Annotated in this window: 3 protein-coding genes; all 3 read right to left on the bottom strand. The window is 55.7% G+C overall.

The window, feature by feature from the left end:
* The coding region (locus J2I48_RS28030) for a SufB/SufD family protein (protein WP_207338856.1) at nucleotides 1–1,002 on the bottom strand (1,002 nt) is incomplete at its 3' end.
* Nucleotides 1,003–1,093: 91 nt separating this feature from the next.
* Complete coding sequence (sufC, locus tag J2I48_RS28035) at nucleotides 1,094–1,855, bottom strand: Fe-S cluster assembly ATPase SufC (RefSeq protein WP_207338857.1); 762 nt, start codon at nucleotides 1,853–1,855, stop codon at nucleotides 1,094–1,096.
* A gap of 179 nt (nucleotides 1,856–2,034) precedes the next feature.
* On the bottom strand, nucleotides 2,035–2,869 hold an 835-nt coding region (locus J2I48_RS28040), incomplete at its 5' end, for a CVP-CTERM putative protein-anchoring domain-containing protein (protein WP_510186083.1).

Here is a 2,869-nt window from a genome sequence, read left to right on the forward strand (position 1 = left end):
ACCGTTAAACACGCCCGTACCCTTGTCGTTCAGGATGCCTTTGTACAACTCATTGCTCTGCGAATTGGGCATGGCATGATCCACAAGTGTGTGATTGTCAACGTGTTGCTTGCCGTTGGGCATATACAGGCCGTACATAAACGACTCGCAATACTGGCCATTGAGCACAATGTTGAGGTCGTTGCGGACGAAGCCGCCGTTGAGCGTAATCGTGGCGTTGTGGTAGAGGCTGCTGTCGGCCTGACTCACCTGCGTGCGGGCAATGTGGTAGGCTCGTTCCGACTCGTTTTGTACCCGGTAATGTTCCATGCGGGCGTCGGCGGCCATGACCACCTCGGTTACCACGTTGGTAAACCCGGCATGATCGCCTAGGGTGCGGTACGACTCGGCCACGTTCACTTCGGCGTTGCGGCCCACCACAATCAGGTTGCGGGGCTGCGCGGCAATGTTCTGCTGGCGGGCATCGGTGATAAAGCGCAGGATCACGGGTTCTTCCACCACCTTATTGTCGGGTACGCGGATAAACACACCGTCGGAGGCGAAGGCTGTATTCAGGGCCGTGAAGGCGCTGTCCTGAAAATCGGCATAGCGGCCAAAATGTAGGCCAATGGTCTCGGCGTCAGTCTGTTGGGCTTCGGCAAAGCTCTTGATCTGCAACCGGTCGGCGGGGCTAACGATCTGCGAGAGGTCGGCGCGGTAATGGCCGTTCACGAAATACAGGATGTTGCCATTCAGGTTCGGAATCTGAAGCTGCGGCAGGTCGTCGGCGGTGAGGGACGTACCTGCGTCGAAGCCGTAGGTCTCGCCGATCATGGCTTTCACGTTTGAGTATTTCCACTCTTCGTGCCGGATTGTGGGGAAGCCCAGCGTCTCGAACGTTTGCAGTGCCGACCGCCGCAACTGATGAAAGGCCGACTTGCTGGCCCCGTTCATACGGGCCTCGCCCTCGCGAAACGCCGCGATCAACTGGTCTTTGAAGGGGGTATAGTCTTGTGTGTTCATCTCAATTAATTAAGAATTAAGAATTAATAATTAAGCGTTTGAGGCCTCATACAGATAGTGTACCAGCCTGTTAATTCTTAATTATTAATTCTTAATTGATCGCTGCTTCCACTTCGGCGATGATCCAGTCGTAGCCTTTTTCTTCCAGTTCGTAGGCCAGCTCTTTGGGGCCTGATTTCACGATGCGGCCTTTGTAGAGGACGTGTACAAAATCGGGCACGATATAGTCGAGCAGGCGCTGGTAGTGAGTTACCACAATAGCTGACCGTTCGGGAGAACGCAGCTTATTGACACCCTCAGCCACAATGCGCAGGGCGTCGATGTCGAGGCCCGAATCGGTTTCGTCAAGGATGGCGAGCTTTGGTTCGAGCATAGCCATCTGGAAAATCTCGTTCCGCTTCTTTTCGCCACCCGAAAAGCCTTCGTTCAGCGACCGGCTCAGCAACGACTGGTCAATGCTGACGAGTTTCATACGCTCTTTCATCAGCTTCAGAAACTGCACGGCATCGAGTGGGGTTTGGCCACGGTATTTGCGGATTTCGTTGAGCGCCGTTTTCAGAAAGTTGGTGGTGCTCACACCCGGAATTTCGATGGGGTACTGAAAGGCAAGGAAGATGCCTTCGGCGGCCCGTTGTTCGGCCGAAAGGTCCAGTAGATCTTTTCCGTCAAACAGCACCGAACCGTCAGTCACGGTATAATCTTCCCGTCCAGCCAGCACGTTGGCCAGAGTACTCTTGCCCGACCCGTTTGGTCCCATGATGGCGTGTACTTCGCCAGGCTGCACGGTCAGGTTGATACCCTTCAGAATCTGCTTATCTCCGATTGATGCCTGTAAGTTACTGATTGATAGCATATTAGGTTACTCGTAGCGGCTAAAATGAAGGTGCAAAGGTACGATTTTGCACCCGGTTTGTCTGTATAGGCAACAAACAAATCAGGATAAAAGTTGACCCTCAGGCCAGTAGCCCAACCGCAAAAAGCCCCCTCGCCACATGGCGAGGGGGCTTTGTCAAGCGGGAACAATACTAACCGTTACCTTATTTTCCGAACCACAATCGGCACACACTTCGGCGCGGGGCAGGTGCAGTCGGCTGGGTCGAGCGTAACCGTTACCGTGCTGGTGCAGGTACCATTGGCGCTATAGAGGCTGATCAGGTACGTGACGGGCTGCGTGGGGTTAGCCAAACCTGTGAACGTGAAGGCTGTGCCGGTAACGTCAGTTGCGGCAGCATAGGCTGGCGTAGTAGTGCCGTTGGCAGCCGAGATGCTCACCCGTGCGGTGTTCTGCAGCCCTGTCAGCGCAATGCGGGCGTCGTTGTTAGCCGTAGTGCCGTTGCAGGTTGCCCGCGTTGTAACCACGTTTTCACGCTGTACCACCGGCGTTGGATTTACCGTTACCGTAGTCACGATGCTGGCCGAGCAACCGGTGGTCAATCCACAAGTGGCTGTATATGACGTGGTTTGCAGCGGCGTTACGTCTAGCGTAGCACCCGTCGTGCCCGTAGACCAGGTAACGTTGCCTGCGCAGCCGGTGAGGCTCAGCGTGGCAGTTTGCTCCTGGCAAATGGTAGGACTGTTGACCGACAGTACCGGCGTGGGGTTCACCGTGATCGTGGTCGACGCTACCGCCGAACAACTCGTGGTGCCTTCGCTGATAGTTACCGAGTAGACCGTGGTGCTGGTTGGCGAGGCCGCGATGGTTTGCGACGTAGCCCCCGTTGACCAGGCGTAGTTGTATGTCGTACCACCCGCGCCGTTGGCCGTCAGGACTACTCCGTTACCCTGGCAAATGGTCAGGCTAGGCGTAACACCGATGGTAGCCGTCAGGGCTGGGTTCACCGTTACCGTACCTGTGGCTACTGCCGAG

Source organism: Fibrella aquatilis (assembly GCF_017353255.1).
In the GTDB taxonomy this organism is placed as follows: Bacteria; Bacteroidota; Bacteroidia; order Cytophagales; family Spirosomataceae; genus Fibrella; species Fibrella aquatilis.